Origin of the sequence: Anaerotignum faecicola (assembly GCF_003865035.1) — a bacterium.
GTDB classification, from domain to species: Bacteria; Bacillota; Clostridia; order Lachnospirales; family Anaerotignaceae; genus Anaerotignum_A; species Anaerotignum_A faecicola.
Genome location: NZ_BHVZ01000014.1, coordinates 287,877 through 303,918, shown reverse-complemented (window position 1 = coordinate 303,918; position 16,042 = coordinate 287,877). Strand labels below are relative to the sequence as shown.

At 47.5% G+C, this 16,042-nt stretch carries 14 protein-coding genes; 5 read left to right on the top strand and 9 right to left on the bottom strand.

Annotated elements, in window-relative coordinates; translation table 11 throughout:
* Positions 1-163: 163 nt before the first annotated feature.
* The 5 genes from EJE48_RS11470 to EJE48_RS11450 form a co-directional block, all read right to left on the bottom strand.
* Positions 164-2,530: a phosphodiester glycosidase family protein gene (locus tag EJE48_RS11470; RefSeq protein WP_118580581.1), complete on the bottom strand. Its 2,367-nt coding sequence runs from the start codon at positions 2,528-2,530 to the stop codon at positions 164-166.
* A gap of 219 nt (positions 2,531-2,749) precedes the next feature.
* The gene (locus tag EJE48_RS11465) at positions 2,750-4,090 is read right to left on the bottom strand and encodes an aminotransferase class I/II-fold pyridoxal phosphate-dependent enzyme (protein WP_118580584.1); all 1,341 of its coding nucleotides are present in this window, start codon (positions 4,088-4,090) and stop codon (positions 2,750-2,752) included.
* A 71-nt stretch (positions 4,091-4,161) separates the two neighbouring features.
* Positions 4,162-5,526 carry a thioether cross-link-forming SCIFF peptide maturase gene (scfB, locus tag EJE48_RS11460; RefSeq protein ID WP_118580587.1) on the bottom strand — a complete coding sequence of 455 codons (1,365 nt, stop codon included), beginning with the start codon at positions 5,524-5,526 and terminating at the stop codon, positions 4,162-4,164.
* 96 nt (positions 5,527-5,622) lie between these two features.
* Positions 5,623-5,763 carry a six-cysteine ranthipeptide SCIFF gene (scfA, locus tag EJE48_RS11455; RefSeq protein WP_016406981.1) on the bottom strand — a complete coding sequence of 47 codons (141 nt, stop codon included), beginning with the start codon at positions 5,761-5,763 and terminating at the stop codon, positions 5,623-5,625.
* A 184-nt stretch (positions 5,764-5,947) separates the two neighbouring features.
* Positions 5,948-6,157, bottom strand: coding sequence for a hypothetical protein (locus EJE48_RS11450; RefSeq protein ID WP_118580590.1), 210 nt, complete (start codon positions 6,155-6,157; stop codon positions 5,948-5,950).
* Between the two features lie 545 nt (positions 6,158-6,702).
* Between EJE48_RS11450 and EJE48_RS11440 the strand changes: the two genes are divergently transcribed.
* Positions 6,703-7,161 (top strand): hypothetical protein, encoded by a 459-nt coding sequence (locus EJE48_RS11440; protein ID WP_117483095.1) that lies wholly within the window; start codon positions 6,703-6,705, stop codon positions 7,159-7,161.
* Between the two features lie 440 nt (positions 7,162-7,601).
* Here the strand turns inward: EJE48_RS11440 and EJE48_RS12295 are convergent, their stop codons facing one another.
* On the bottom strand, positions 7,602-7,742 hold the full coding sequence (locus tag EJE48_RS12295) for a hypothetical protein (protein ID WP_160117372.1): 141 nt from the start codon (positions 7,740-7,742) through the stop codon (positions 7,602-7,604).
* Positions 7,743-7,918: 176 nt separating this feature from the next.
* Between EJE48_RS12295 and EJE48_RS11435 the strand changes: the two genes are divergently transcribed.
* Entirely contained in the window at positions 7,919-8,545 is a 627-nt protein-coding gene (locus EJE48_RS11435; protein WP_118580596.1) for a LolA family protein, read from the top strand.
* Between the two features lie 103 nt (positions 8,546-8,648).
* Positions 8,649-8,993, top strand: a complete 345-nt coding sequence (locus EJE48_RS11430; protein WP_118580599.1) for a type II toxin-antitoxin system PemK/MazF family toxin — start codon at positions 8,649-8,651, stop codon at positions 8,991-8,993.
* A gap of 90 nt (positions 8,994-9,083) precedes the next feature.
* Here the strand turns inward: EJE48_RS11430 and EJE48_RS11425 are convergent, their stop codons facing one another.
* Genes EJE48_RS11425 through EJE48_RS11415 form a run of 3 tightly spaced genes read right to left on the bottom strand, consistent with a single transcriptional unit; the run spans position 9,084 to position 11,859 of the window.
* Positions 9,084-9,266: a hypothetical protein gene (locus EJE48_RS11425; RefSeq protein WP_016406978.1), complete on the bottom strand. Its 183-nt coding sequence runs from the start codon at positions 9,264-9,266 to the stop codon at positions 9,084-9,086.
* A gap of 29 nt (positions 9,267-9,295) precedes the next feature.
* Positions 9,296-10,594, bottom strand: a complete 1,299-nt coding sequence (locus tag EJE48_RS11420) for an LCP family protein (RefSeq protein ID WP_016406977.1) — start codon at positions 10,592-10,594, stop codon at positions 9,296-9,298.
* A gap of 23 nt (positions 10,595-10,617) precedes the next feature.
* Positions 10,618-11,859, bottom strand: coding sequence for an LCP family protein (locus EJE48_RS11415; protein ID WP_118580602.1), 1,242 nt, complete (start codon positions 11,857-11,859; stop codon positions 10,618-10,620).
* Between the two features lie 334 nt (positions 11,860-12,193).
* Here EJE48_RS11415 and EJE48_RS11410 point away from each other — a divergent pair, with 334 nt between their 5' ends.
* Both EJE48_RS11410 and EJE48_RS11405 read left to right on the top strand, forming a co-directional pair.
* Positions 12,194-14,086 (top strand): LTA synthase family protein, encoded by a 1,893-nt coding sequence (locus EJE48_RS11410; protein ID WP_118580605.1) that lies wholly within the window; start codon positions 12,194-12,196, stop codon positions 14,084-14,086.
* A gap of 495 nt (positions 14,087-14,581) precedes the next feature.
* Positions 14,582-15,964 (top strand): sodium-dependent transporter, encoded by a 1,383-nt coding sequence (locus tag EJE48_RS11405; RefSeq protein WP_118580608.1) that lies wholly within the window; start codon positions 14,582-14,584, stop codon positions 15,962-15,964.
* Positions 15,965-16,042 lie beyond the last annotated feature (78 nt).

The window sequence follows — 16,042 nt, the reverse complement described above, 5'->3', positions numbered from 1 at the left end:
TCCTAAAATCCATTGAAAATTTGTTTTCTTTCGTGTCAATCGGTAAAAATACTCCTTGTAATCCACCTTATATAGTACCTTATTCTCCCTTTTTTTACAACCAAAAGCGGAGAATCCAAAAAAAATGTTTTCGGGAGAAGCTCCCCCGAAAACATCTGCATTTTTATTTGATATTAACTGCTTCGTATGTCACAGCGCCGTCCTTCACACGGAAGCGCAGCATTTTATAATTCGGGTTTACCGTCCCGTCTGCCTTCCAGAGATCGGGCAGGTTGATGTAGCGCACGCCGTCCTTTGTGGAGGTCCAGTAAGACGTACTGCCGCAGGAGATCACAAATACCTTCTTGCCCTGCTCCACATACTTGCTCAGAATCGCGCGGAAATAATTGGTTTCCGCCGCGGAGCTGAATGCAGAAGGGGTCTTGTCCATCACCAGAACAATGGTGCTGTTGTTTGCCGCATCAATGTCTCTTGTGAAGCTTGCCCACTGAGAGGGGTTTGTTGCGGTAATGCCGCCCTTTGCCGCAGAAAGCATTGCCACACTCACGCCGCCCCTGTTCAGGAAACGATAGCTCCCGTTCCATGTCAGAGAATCCACCTTGTTTGCCGTCTGCAAATCGTTTTTGCCGCCGTAAATTGCCACATTTGCGTTTGCATCCACATAGGCCTTCGCCTTTTCTCTTGCGGAAGTATAGGCTGCCGCATCAATCTTATTTGCGCCTGTGTATGCAAGCTTGCCCGCTACGTTGAAATAATGCGCCCCGTCATTTGCTTTTGTCACCGTCTGGTTCAGCACATCCTTCGCCGCCGCTGCCGCAGGTGCCTTGACTGCCGCCGCATTGCCAACCGTTACGGTAATGTATGCAATTGCGCCGTCCTTTTCGCATTTGATATAGGTAGAGCCTTCCTTTTTCGCCGTGAAGTGATTGCCGGAAACAGTACCAACGCTTTCATCCGCCACGCTGTAATTTGTGCTTGTGGATGCCCAGTAGGAGAACCCATCCTGATCGTATGCGTTCATGGCAATCGTTGCCGTTTCGCCTGCCTTGTTCAGCTTGATGCTTGCATTTGTGGGGCTGAGTCTTGCCACCTTGCCGCTCACCACATTCTGCTGATATGCCACCAGATTGTTATAGGTTGCAATGACAGTAAATGTGCCGCTTGTCTTGGGTGTGAAGCTGTAGCCGCTCCATGTCCCTTCCACGCCGACAGCATCCAGTGTCACCTGCTCTGCCGGAATTTCAATGCGGTTGTAATGCTCATCCAGACCATACACCGTAAAGGTAATGGGCTTGCCTGTCAGTGTTCTTGTCATAGAGGGCTGCATCCGGATTTCCTGCACTGCACCCTTTTCTGCCGTCTGGAAAATGCCGACTGCGTTGATTACCCTACGTTCAGAGCCTTCGGAAACCTTGTTTACCACATTCACAGAGGAATCCTCTGTTGTTTTCACCGCCATGGTAGAGGAGCCGCCGCCGTCTAGGTGCATTGCCTCATACGCGCCGTATTCCTGCATCAGCACGCCCATTTCCCAGTGTGTTGCGCCAATGCTGTCCCCTCTGCCGTCCACAACCATGAAAATTGCGGTCTTGCCATCCTTGGAAACGCCGAATGCCGTTCTGGGCTGTCTGCCCTTCGCAACAATGGAGTTTGCCTCTGTGATTTTCCCGTCAACCAACAGCTTGCCGCCGCCGCCAAAGGCGGTTTCCATCCCGTCCAGGTTCACAGAGGAATTGATATCCAATGTCATCTGGTCGCCCACCTCGAACATATATGCCGCCTTATCGCGATAATCGCCGCTCATCACGATTAAGTAGCCATCCTCCGGAACCGCTACGGTTTCGCCCTTTTCGGAAATCTGCGTAATCGTGTCATTCTGCACCACAAATTTCACAAGGTTCTGGAAACGGTTATCCAAACCGGAGGTATTTGTCATGGCATTTCTGTCCAGATAAATCGGGAATACCATGGAGGTTACCTTATTCAAAGATGCAAGCTCCATCATCTTTTTCTCGTTGCCGCATTTCGCCGTCATGGTGAAATAATCGAAGAAGGGGTTGCCGTTCTCATCCATGAAGAACGCCGCATACTGCCCCTCGCCCTTGTTTATGCTTGTCCCCGCGGAAATTACCTCGCCGTCTCGCACAATCGGGCCAAATGCCGCAGAATAGGAGCCGCTCAAGCCGAAGAAGTCAGAGTTTACCCCAGCAACCGCGCCGTTATCCGTCAAGAGCTTCTTAACGGTTTCCTTCAAACCATAGTCCGTCTTGCTTTCCACTTCCTTGAATTGCAGTGTACTTTCCGTCAGGTCAACCTTCAGCACATGTATATTCTGAATACCCGCATCCGTCATACGGCTGCTCTTTTCGTATGTCACCCCGCGGGTTACGGTTTTCTCCGTTTTCTGGTTATAATAGGTCGTTGCCGCATACGCCGTTTCCGTCCCCAGATAGCTCAGGGGGGAAAGCAGCAGCACTGCGGCGAGCGCCATCCCCATGGCACGCTTTGCCGTTTTCTTGTTTCTGTTCATTCCCTCATCTCCTTTGATCAACGCATCATAAACATACTTTTTATTCAGACGGAAACCGTTCGGAAAAGTTCCCGTATTTTTCTGATTCTGTCAAATATCATATCACAATGCAATGCGTTTTTGTTCCTTTTTCGGAAAACTTAAAGAAATTGTAAAACTTTAAAGAAATTGTAAAACTTTTCGGCACAAAAAAAGAGTGCCGTTCCCTGCACTCTCTTTTCATTCCTTCACAACCTCGATTTTTTCTATGCCATACGCCCGAAAAAGCGGCAGCAGCTCTGCTGTGATTTCCTCTCCGCTTGCCGCAATCGGAATCGCCGGTGGGCAGGAAACACAGGGGCTTGCACAAATCCGTCCCACCGCTTCTTCACAGGAAATCTCCTCCCATCTGCCGAAAATTGCCTCCCGAATCCGCATTTTTTGCTTCGGCAGAATTTGCGGCATCTGTGAGGGTTCGATTTTTTCCTTCTGCGGCAAGCGCTCCAGTGCCTTTTCAATGCGCTGAAAATCCCGTTCCGTATTTTCGGGGGTTGCCATCAGCACCACCGCATCCAAATCGGCAAATTCACATTCGACTTCATGCGCACGCAAAACTTCTGCGACCTCTCTGCCGCGATAGCCCTTTTCGCCCGTAAAAATTGTCAGCTTCAGAGGGTCGCTGTCCATCATGACTGTCCACCCCTGCTTTTTTAGCTGTCCTCTCAGGTGTCCAATCTGTCCAATCGTCCACTGCAATTTTTCCCGATAGCCCTCCGCCAGATAGCGGTTGCACAAATCCAGAGACTGCAAAATCAGATAGGAGGGGCTTGTCGAGCCAAACAGCTCCATGGCTTTTTTCGCCTGTCTGCCAACCCTTTCCGCCCATTCCGCCGACAAATGCAGATACGCGCCGCCCGTCAGCACAGGCAAGGTTTTGTGCGCGGAATCGCAGCTCATCGCCGCCCCCAAATCCAATGGATGCTTAGATGGGTGCAGAAATTTCAGATATGCTCCATGCGCATTATCTACCAAAAGCGGCACACCCGCCGCCCTGCAAGCCACCGCAATTCCCTTGATATCCGGGGAACCTCCCAGATAATCCGGCGCGGTAATATAAACGGCGAAAGCACTTGATTTTTTCAGCCCTTCGGCTACCTGCTCCGCCGTAATAGGGCAGGCGCAGAGGGATTTTGCTCCTTCCGGAAACAGCCATTCCACATCCACATCCAGCAGGGCACAGCTATACAAAAATGCCTTATGGGCATTGCGCGCCGCCAGAATCACAGGGCGTTCCGTGCGGTTCTTCCTCTCCTGCAGCGCAAGAAACAGCATGGTACGGATGCACTGCGAGGAGCCCTCCGTCCCATAAATCGTCCTGCCAAAGCCAAAAAGCGCGTTCGCATTTTTCTCGCTTGCCGCAATAATGCCCTCCGCCTCGTAAAGCTCATCCGCGCCGCAAATCTCCGTAATATCTCGATTTTCGCACCCCAAAAAGGGCACGCCCTTGTGCCCCGGCATGTGGAGACGGGAGGTGCCCTTCGCTTCGTATTCCTTTATGAAATCACAAATCGGTGTATCCATAAAATCTTCCTTTTTATCATTACGCAGGCATGTGTCATCAGCCTATCATGCAAGCATGCGGCTGCGCCACTTTACTCGCTTGCCTCGCTTACCTTCATCATGATGGCACATTCGATTCTCTTTTTGAATAAATCGCAGCCATATTCATAAATGCCTGTAATGCTGCCTGTTGCATGGTACGCATTTGCCGCACAGCCACCGGAGCAATACAGCTTCGCCCAGCAATCCTTACAGCCCTCTCTGGCGTAGGCGTTGCAGCACTTGAATTCATCCTGCACCTCTTTATTGGTAACACCCTTCCAGATATCGCCCATGCTGTATTTTTCATCCCCGACAAACTGGTGGCAGGGATACAGCTCGCCCCAAGGGGTCACTGCCATATATTCCGTGCCGCTGCCACAGCCGGAAATTCTCTTATAGATACAGGGGCCATGCTCCAAATCCAGCATATAATGATAGAAGGTCAGCGGTCTGCCCTCTTTTTTACGCTTCAGCATTTCCTTCGCCAGCAGCTCATACTGCTCGAAAAGAATGAGCTTATCCTCTTCTGTCAGCGCATACGGGTCATCAGGCGCGCAGACAACAGGCTCCATGCTCAGCTCCGTAAAACCCAGATCCGCCATGTGGAACAGATCATTCGTAAAATCTACATTATTATGGGTAAAGGTACCACGCATATAGTAGTTTTTATCCCCACGCTTTTTCACAAATTCCTGAAATTTCGGCACAATGCGGTCATAGCTGCCGTTGCCTGCATAATCCTTGCGCAGATGGTCATGCACTTCCCTTCTGCCGTCCAGAGAAAGCACAACATTGTGCATTTCCTTGTTTGCAAACTCGATAACCTCATCATCAATCAGCATCCCGTTTGTGGTCAGCGTAAAGCGGAAGTTTTTATCATGCAGCTTTTCCTGCTCTCTTGCATACGCAACCACCTGCTTTACCACATCCCAGTTCATCAAGGGCTCGCCGCCGAAAAAGTCCACCTCAAGGTTTCTTCTTGTGCCGGAATTTTCAATCAGAAAATCAATCGCACGCTTGCCGACCTCAAATGTCATGAGCGCACGTTCCCCCTGATATTTACCCTGACTGGCAAAGCAATAGGAACAGTTTAGGTTGCAGGTGTGTGCAACATGCAGGCACAATGCCTTAATCACCGTATTTCTCGCCTTGAAATCATACGCCAGATGTTCATAATTATCGGGCGTAAACAGCTTGCCTGCCCGTCTGAGTGCCACCACATCGTCAATACATTCCTGCACATCCTCCGCTGTGACATCGTCATATTTTTCGAGCATGGCATCAATGATATCCCCCTGCGTATACTCGCGAATCATGCCGATGACATCATACGCCAGATCATCTACGCTATGGATGGAGCCACTGCAGGTGTCCAGCACGATGTTGTAACCATTCAATTTATATTGATGTACCATTTTTCTACCTCATCACTCTGTTAAAATCTATTTACATTCAAAAAAGGGCTGTTTGCTACAGCCCCTTTCCGATTTTGTCTCATGTTTGATTTGCGATTACTGTTTTTCGCAAGGCTGGTTTGCTACGCCGCAGGATGTTTTGCAAGCGGACTGGCAAGATGTCTGGCATTCGCCGCAGCCACCGTTCTGTACGGATTTGTTCAAATCGCGTGTTGCGATAGTTTTAATTCTGCTCATATTTTCTACCTCCCTAAAAGTCAAAAAATTCTTATCTACTATAAGTTCCTAACCATTATACCCTAACGAAGGGGAATAATCAAGTAAAACATCTTGCGGTAAAAGCAGACTGTCCGCTTTCGCAAAAGGATACCGCTAAATTAGAAGTTGTACTTATGCACAGGCAATCAAGCGTCCCGTTTAATCAAAGCGGCATCGGAGTTCGGGCAATCACAATGACTGCCAAAACAGCGCCCGCAAACGCTGCTGCGCCGATAACTGCCGCCGTTTTTTTGCTGAGGTTCTTCTTTACTGCCTTACAGATTAGCATGGTACAAACCACGCAAACAGCAGCAGCCGCAAGCGCAATGACCAGCGTCACCCATAACCATGAAAGTTCGTATAATATTCTCATTCGCTCACCATACCTTTCTCTGGCAAATTGGAATTTATCCGGTTGATGCCACAATCATCGAGACAGAACATCATCAATGATATTCATATCGTAGTCAAATATGGCTCGATAAGACGCGCAATGGCTATCTTCATCATCGTTAATAGCAATGATACAGGTTATTGTATCTAATGGCGGCTCAAACTCAAAGTTTTTGTTGAATGATACCATCCTGTCATGAAAGTGGTATTTTTCCATAACCGTATCAAAATCCGCCCTCAGGAGTCGATTTGTCAAGGGGATATTTCGCATTGCAATACGGCTTTGTAAAAACAGAGGGGTGTCAACCCCTCTTGGCTGCATAGTGCTACCTGCCGAAGAAGGCAACCGTCCCCCCCTCGGAGAGCGCACGACTGCCGCAGGCAGTAGCACCGCCCACTTTTGAGTGGTGAGTAAGTGCGCCCTTAGACGGATTAAATTGACTATCCTTTTGAATATTGATATAATGTGAGCGTAAGCTAAATCAAAAATTTTTTAACAGACAAATTTAAGAAAGAGTGATTCAGATGAAAAAGAAAACTAAGACTGTAATTGGTGTTATCCTTGCAGTAGCTCTGGTAGCTGTCTTGGTAGTTGTAGGATTTATGACTTACCTGGGAATTACCTGGACAAACAATCATGAATTCGGAGAATATGTCAGCAAGGAAGGTCCTTGGGGAATGACTGCTACATGGGTATCTGAGGATAGCAGCAGTTATCTCGTTTGCAAAAAGGAGAATGATGAACCATTTGCCAAGGTTACAGCCTATTTTCAGGGGGTGGATGGTTGGCAAGCCTATGAACTGCATGGCAGAGACCGGATTGCTTATCTGAATACTGTGGAAAACGATACAACCATTGATAGCACCAGCGGAAATATGAAATTTGATGGAACTACATTTACCATTACAGATTTAGATAAAGAAATCTTCGGCACAAATGAATTTAATTATGTTATCACTGATAAGGAGTTCAGCCCCGATTAAAGTGCCAGAACTATTCCGATACGGTGGAAACATAACCGATGGAAAAGCGGAAACAGTGTATGCTATTACGTTGAGAACACCCGAAAGCCGAGAAACCAAATAATCGTTACTCTACCAATGGTTTATGTCCATATCGAAAAGGTTGATGTGAGAATAGAATAATTCTGTTCGACTTATTCCGATTATTCTAACAGATTTGCTCAGCACAAGGAACCCTGCGTGGGGGCAGATATATTTGCAAAGGATTTTACATAAAAAGCTGCTGAACAATCCAGAAAAGGAGAGTTTCAGCAGCTTTTTCATACTCTGTACTGTGTGCCCATCAAGAAAATACTGGATTCTATTGATTGACCACCGCCTTTCGGCTGCATACATTCACCACAAATGAGCCGCCAGCCGTTATGTATTCAGGTGGCAGAAACCACCCTTTACAGAGTACATCACATATCATCAAGGAATTGCTCTCTCTCATCATTGTACCAGCTTTCCAAACATTGTGCCATAGCAACCCGTGTTAATTCAAAGATATTTGAGTGGCGAATAAATTTACTAAAAGCAATTCTATCTATCGGATAATCCATATACATACCTCCCAAGTTTCGATTGTTCTCTCACTTCTCTCATGCAAATGATACCATATCTCCCCAAGCAACGCCAAAGCCTATTTTACCGCAAGGTGCAAAAACTCCGCCCTCCGCGACTATTCCGCCGACAAAAATCATAAATTGAAGGGAACCCAATTTCAAAGGAGAACGCCATGAAACGATTTTTCTCACTTTTTCTTTCCTTCGTTCTGCTTTTTGCCGTCTGTGCGTGCAGTCGGGAGAAAAACCTGACGGAGCTTGAGGAAATCCAACAGCAGCTTGCCGAAATGGAGGGCTATGCCTGCACGGCAACGCTCATCCGCCAGACAGAAAACGGCGAAAAGATCTATGAGACCAAGCAATACTACAAATCCACGGGGGAATATCGCTTGGAGCTGACCGCACCGGAGACCGTTGCCGGCAACTACACCGTTTTTGACGGCGACCGCATCTGTCAGTACAACCCCAGAGTGAATGACCGCATCATCCGAGATGTGCCCGAATCACAGCACCGCAGTGAGCTGTTTCTGGGGCAGTTTATCAGAAACTATATGCAATCGGAGGGGGTCAGCGTGGAAACGGCTTCGTTTGATTCCTCCAAGTGCGTAGTGCTTGAGGCTGTCATTCCCGGCAACGATGACGGACTTGCCACAGAAAAACTCTGGATTGACCGTGAAAGCCTGCTGCCCGTCCGTTTTGTCATTTATGATGCAGATGACAAGGAGCGCTACCGAATGGACTATCACGAATTTACCTTCCATCCGCAATTCGATGCCGATACCTTCCGAATTACGGAATAAACACCCCTGTTTTTGTCCATACTGAAAACAGTCAGCAGGAAGGGCATCCACTTACATATTATTCTTCCGCCGCTGACCAGACCAAACAGCGGAGTGTGAGAACATGATTGTCAGACGAGGAGATATATTTTTTGCAGACCTCAGCCCTGTGGTGGGCAGCGAGCAGGGCGGCATCCGTCCCGTTTTAATCGTGCAGAATGATATCGGGAACAAATACAGCCCGACAGTAATCTGCGCCGCCATCACCTCTCAGATGAACAAGGCGAAGCTGCCGACGCACATCGCGCTTTCCTCCGCGGTATATGCACTGCCGAAGGATTCCGTTGTGCTGCTGGAGCAGATTCGCACGATTGACAAGCAGCGCCTGCGGGAAAAGCTTTGCTGTCTGGATGATGCTATGATGCGGCGAGTTGACCGCAGCCTTCTCATCAGCCTTGGGCTGAAATGACTTTAAGTCGATTTGAGCCAAAATGAGATTTTGACTTGCTTAAACAAAAAACCGAGGATTGGACAGAATTCCTTTCCTCGGTTCTTCTTATTATCTATTCTTTTTACTTACCAGAACCAGCCACAGGAAATACAACAGGATAAAGACCACTGTAAATGTAACAACCTGTCTGAGGCTGATTGCCATGCCCGTAATCAGCATAAATCCATGATAAAGCACACTGCACAGGCAGCCTGATTTTATCGCACGGATAAAAAGCATTTTATAATCCATATTGATTCTCCTATTCTTTCCGCAGCCTCTTACTGCTCATTGGTGCCAAGGACAATGCGGATATCTGCACTGCCGACTGCATTCGGCAGAACCTCCACTCTGGCATCCTTAAAATAGCTGACCAAATCCTGCCCAACGCCCTCATTCTTTACCAGAATACGGGTATAGCTGAGCTTTTCGCCGGTATAGTTCGTCGGCTCTGTCACAGTATAGCCTTCGTTCTTCAAAAGCTCCGTGAACCGTGCTGCCAGACCTGCTACCGTGCCGCCGTTGGAAACCTCAATGGTCAGATCCTTGCTGTTGCTGCTGTCGCTATCTGTATTGCCGGCAGGGGCTACATTATAGAACAGGCGATCCACCACCTCTGTCGTTTCGGCAGGGTCATGGATAAAGTAGGACACACCGCTGATATACTGACCGACACCGGGCAGGGTTTCCATTGTCATTTTGCTCATATCAATCTTGGTGATATAGTTTGCATACTTCAGTGCATCGGAAAGGCTTACATCCGTATCTACATATTTATACATCACCTTGATATAGTCCCCAAGGTTTTTCACAATGCTTTCCGTACTCAGCACCTTTGTTGCCAACGCCTTTAAGAACATCTGCTGCACCTGAATACGCCCGACATCACCGTTGGCATAGCCCTTACGGAAACGAACCAGCTGCAATGCCTTATTGCCATCCAGCGTTTGCAGACCTTTTTTCAGGTCAATCTTGATATCGCCGGTATCGCTCATGTCCCATTTCATATCCCGCGGCACATCTACCTCAACGCCGCCAACGGCATCGACGATTTCTACCAGTGCGTTAAAATCAACCTTTACATAATGATCAATCTTAATCCCCAGCATATCCTCCAACTGAAGCACTGCCGCCTGCGGACCATATTCCTTGCCGCCGATGGCATGCACTGCGTTAAACTTCATGACACCGTATCTTTTGCCCAGAAGCTGCTCTACATCGGTGCAGACATCCACACGCGTATCTCTCGGAATAGAAAGCAGGCTCAGGCTTTCCTGAGAGCTGTCATAATGCACAACAAAGGCAACGTCCGTTCTGGTGCCGTCCGCATCTACGCCGAACACTGCCACATTCAGCTTCATATTTCTGCCCAAAAGGGCATCCAGCATACTGGTTTCATCTGCATCCTTGGCAATCGTGTCACCGCCAAAGGGCCACTCTCCCGTTACCTTATGATAGGCGAAGCAGGCACCGCCTGCCAAAACCACGAATACCATTACGATAGAAAGCATCACCTTGAAAAAGGTTTTCACCGGATTGAATGGCTTTCTTCTTTTCGGGTGTTTTCTTGTTCTGCTCATGGAATCCCTCACTCGTCTGTCTTTTATACGTCCTCATTCAGCTGATTGCCTTCTTGATTGCTTTCGTTGAACTGATTTTCTTCCTGCTCCTCCGTGCTGCTTTGGGGTGCAATGCCGTAAATACGCTCATTCACCAATTCCTTAATACCATCCTCATCCAGCTCGACATATCTTCCGGGATTACCCAGATAGGGAACGGTATCACTGGTAATCTTTGCAGGGTCTAAGGCCTTCACATATTTCACATACTTCAGCGCTTCGGACACGGAAATATTACTTTCGGTGCAATCCAGCGCAACCTTTACCAGATCGTTCAGATTCCGCATCAGGGTATCCGAGCTGCATACCTTTTCAATCAATGCCTGAATGAACTGCTGCTGCACCTCGATACGCTTCAAATCCTTCTGCACATAGCCGTCTCTGAAACGAACCAGCTGCTCTGCCTTATCCCCATCCAAATGCTGCATTCCGGGGTACAGGTCGATATACAAATCCTGATAAGGGTCTACATAATACAATCTTTCTTCTACATTAAAATCCACGCCGCCGACGGCATCGACAATCTGGCGGAAGGCAGACAAATCAACCTTCACATAATAATCCATCTTCATGCCGAGGATTTCCTCCAGCATGGCAACGGAGAATGCACAGCGGTTATTTTCGCCTGCATAGGCATGCAGCTCTGTCAGCTTGCACTGCCCGTAAACGCCGTTCTGTTCGGGGACATAGGCATTTTTGCTTTCCAGATAATCGGTCATTTCCTTTGTCATGATGACCTTGGAATCTCTGGGAACAGAGATAAAATGCAGCTCCTTCGTGCCGGTATTAAAGCTTGCGACCATATTTACATCCGCGCGGACACCATCCTCATCCGTACCAAAAACGGCAACATTGATGATTTCATCCTCCTCTGGGTCGGTCGTATCCGATGTTGTAAAATCGGATTTTTCCGCTTTATTTTCCCATTGCTGCACCGCAACCCAGATTTTCGCGCCGGCATACGCCGCTACCAGAAGCAGCAGCAGCAAAATCACTACCAGAATATTTCTGCGCCGCCGTTTCTTCCGCTCTGCCTTTCTGCGGGACATTCTTCTGCCCTGCGCCACCCGACGCGGGTCGATATACGGCTGCTCCTCCTGCACACTTCTGTGCCTGCGCGGCTGTCTGTGTGGCTCCTGCGTCTGCCTGCGGCGTACCTGCCGCTGCTGCAGCTCCATCTCCTCGGGAGGTCTGCGCCGTCTTCTGTATTCTCTCTTTTCACCCATGGTTTTTATTCTCCTCTTTTTCAGAGTTCTTTTCGCATGAAATTTTTCATAACCCTATAATTATAGCAAATCTGCCAAGTTCTGACAATATAGAAAAGCCGAATCTCTGATGTTTTTCAGGAAATTTCCTGTTTTTTCCGATACTTGAAACAATACTATTTTTATTATACACCATTTCTCTGCCCTGAAAAGAGACAATTTTCTTAATTTTTCAACGGATTTTGTACTGCCGAAAAAACACAACGAGCCGCTTTCCTTTACATTTTCGACATTTTCTCGTATAATCCGTATTTATAGGGATAAAAAGATACAGGAACAAAAAGGAGGTATCCGCATGAAGGACCCCGAAAGGACTTCTTACCTTAATAAGGCAAAAAAATTTCTTTCCACGCCCGCCGGCATTGCGCTCACACTTCTCTGCGCCGCCGTTTTCATCACGGGCATTGTTTATCTCATCACCACAACGAAGATTTTATATGTCGGCTGGAACATTCTGCATGCGCCCACAATGCTGCTGCTGAATATTCTGCCGGTGCTGCTGGCATTACTGCTGTTTTTCTTTCTGACCAGAAAAATCGGCTTTTCATGCAGTCTGGTCGGGATTGTGCTGATATTCTTTGCGGTTGTTGACCGTGTGAAGGTTTCCATGCGGCAGGAGCCGCTTCTGCCGACGGATCTGACCTTGGCAAAGGAGGTCATCGCCATTCTGAAAACCTTCCCCGTTTATCAGCTAGTGCTGATTGGGGTCATGCTGATTGTATTCGCGGCGCTTCCGGTATGTAGCTTTCTGAAATCGAAGGCTATTGTACTGCCACCTCTGCCGCGGATTCTAGGACTTGTGCTTGTGCTTGCCTGCGGCTTTGGGGCAAATCACCTCTGGTATGCGAATCAAACGCTGTATGACAGCTATCCGACTGTGGACAATCCTTATTTTCAGGTGAACCAATACAACACACGCGGCATGATTTATTCCTTCCTGCATCAGTTCAACATCATGCAGGTTCAAGCACCCGAAGGATATACTGCGGCGGACATACGGACACTGGAGGACACCGATTGGACACCCTCTGTCAGCACAGAAAAGCGTCCGCACATCATTATGATTATGGGCGAAGCATTTTCCGACCTGAGCGAAAATGCGCATCTGGATTTTACGGGCTACCGCGACCCGATGAAAAACTGGAAGGAAATCTGCGCGGAGGAAGGCACCATCAGCGGGCATATCGTTGTGCCGAACTTCGGCGGCGGCACCTCCAATACGGAATATGATGTGCTGACAGGCTGTGCAACACGATATCTCGGCAGCTCTTTGCCCTCCTACAGCTTTATCCACAGCGATTTTGACGGCATGCCCCGCCAGCTGCAAAAGCTTGGCTACGAAACGCTTTCCATTCACCCCGGCTATGCATGGTTTTATAACCGCCAGAATGTATATCCCGATCTGGGGTTTGCAGCCTCTTATTTCTTAGAGGATTCCTTCGACCTTGCGACGCAGGGCTATGGCGGCTATGTGAACGAAACGGCAACAATGGATAAAATCATCGAAACACTGGATACGCACATCAAGGAAACGGATACACCGCTGTTTTCCTTTACGGTAACAATTCAGAACCACGGACCTTATGAGAAAAAATACGGCACACTGGAGCAGAACTTCTCCAGCGATATTGAGCTGAACGAAACGCAGACAGACCTGCTGACGCAGTATTTCCAAGGAATTGGGGATGCGGATGAGCAAATCGGGCGTTTGAAGGAATATGCAGAAGGCTCCGATGAGCCCATTGTTCTGGTTTATTTCGGCGACCACCTGCCCGGTTTTTCCAACGGGATGGAGTTTTTCGACCTGCTGGATTACCCCATTGATGCCAACGGCTCGCCGGAGGAACAGCTTGCCGTTTACGAAACACCCTACCTCATCTGGCAAAACGAAAGCGCAAAAGCACTCGAAAATACAAAAACGGTAGCGGAAATCGGCCTGCCGGAGGACGGACTCATCAGCTCGCAGTTCCTCGGCTCTGCTGTGCTGGAGCTATTCTTGTCTGACTATGAATCCCCTTTGCAGCATGAAAATAATCAGTTACGCAGAGAATTGCCTGTTTGTGCAAAAAATATCTATGTTGATGCAAACGGAATCTACAAAACAGAAATTTCCGAAGAACAGCAGAAAACGCTGCAACGCTTGATAAACTGGCAATATTACAAGCTTTTTGACGAAAAGAACCCTTAACAGCATACCGAAATCTGTTTCACACCAAGAGAATTTCTCTTGGTGTGTTTCTTTTTATGAGGTGTTTTTACTCTGACATGTGACAAGAATGTGACAGTTTCCTCTCTTTCCGCCACCTAATTATTTCCATTTATAGTATAAACTTCTTGTTAATATTTTCCATTTTATGTAAAAAATCGTTAGTAAATACACTCCATCTTTTTCATGATTTTTTCGTTTCTTAGCATTGTATTTATTTTAATACAAACATTTCAACAAAAAATATTGTATTTTTTTAATTTTTTTATTGAAATTAAGCAAATTATACGGTAGAATAAGGTTACTACAAATCACCGCAGTAATTTTTATTTCCAATGTCTTTTTTTACAGACAAGGAAATCGGAGGGAGGGAATTACGGCGGCAGAAAAGTTTCTCGGAAGGAAATTTTTCACAACAGGAGGTTTTTTCTACTCCAGCTATCATTCATTATTTTCTTAACGTAAGGAGGAATACTTATGTCTACAACTGAAAATCGCGGTCAATTTGGTTCAAAGCTAGGCTTTATCCTGTCCGCAGCAGGTTCTGCTGTAGGTCTGGGTAACATCTGGAAGTTCCCCGGCAAAGCGTATAATTGCGGCGGCGGTGCTTTCCTGTTGGTTTACATCATCATGGTTGCTCTGATCGGTACCACAGTTATGATGGCAGAATTTACGGTAGGTCGTAACGCACACAAAAATGCACTCGGTTCCTTCCGCGCCATCAGCCAGAAATGGGGCTTTGCAGGCGGTCTCGGCGTTCTGACAGGCTTCATCATCCTTTGTTACTATTGTCAGGTTGGCGGCTGGACTATGAAATACATCTACGCTTACATTGCAGAAGCAAAGATGGTATACGCTGATCCTACGGCTTACTTCCTTGGCATGCTGGGCGCAAACGGCTTCCCTCTGCAGGGTGCTGTTATTTTCCCTCTGATTTTCCTGTTCCTGACAGCCTTCATTCTGAGTCACGGTACAGCAGGTATCGAAAAGATGTCCAAGGTTCTGATGCCCTTACTGTTTGTACTGCTGATTGGTCTGATGATTCGCTCCTGCACACTGCCCGGCGCTGACGCAGGTCTGAAATACATGCTGAATGTTGATTTCTCTACTATCAACAGCAACGCTATTCTGGTTGCTCTGGGTCAGGCATTCTTCTCGCTCTCTCTTGGTATGGGTATCATGGTTACATACGCTTCCTATCTGTCTGATGAAGATAACCTGATTTCCAACACCGGTATCGTTTGCGTACTGGATACTCTGGTTGCTCTGTTCGCAGGCTTCATGATTATCCCCGCTGTATTCGCTACAGGCATCGACCCCGGTATGGGCGGCGGCTTCGCATTCGCAACACTGGCAGGCGTATTTGAAGCAATCCCCGGCGGTACACTGTTCGGTCTCTTGTTCTACTTCCTGCTGTTCTTCGCAGCAGTAACCTCCTCTACTTCCATCATGGAAGGTACGATTGCATTCCTGATTGAGGAAAAAGGTCTTAAGAGAAACCATGCACTGCTTGGTACATCCGTTGTTGTATTCATCATCGGCGTATTCTACACACTGTCTCAGGTTTACATGAACATCAAGGGTATCTGGGTTTCCAAGAACGGTATCGAATACCCCATCTTCGGCGACTTCCTGGAATACCTGACAGACAGACTGCTGCTGCCTCTGGGCGCACTGTTCTCCGTAATTTGTGTTGGTTGGGTTTGGAGCCCTGAAAAATCCGTAGAGGAAGCTACTTCTCACGGCAGATTCAAATTCTCCCTGGCACCTGTTTACAAATTCATGGTAAAAATCGTTGACCCTATCGCAATCGGTGTTATCATCGTTGCAGGTCTGGTATTCGGTATGTCTATTTCCTAATTCAAAAATTTCTCAAAAAGAAAATATTTCTTAAAAAGAAACATAAAAGCATACTGTTGCATAAACGATATGATAAAA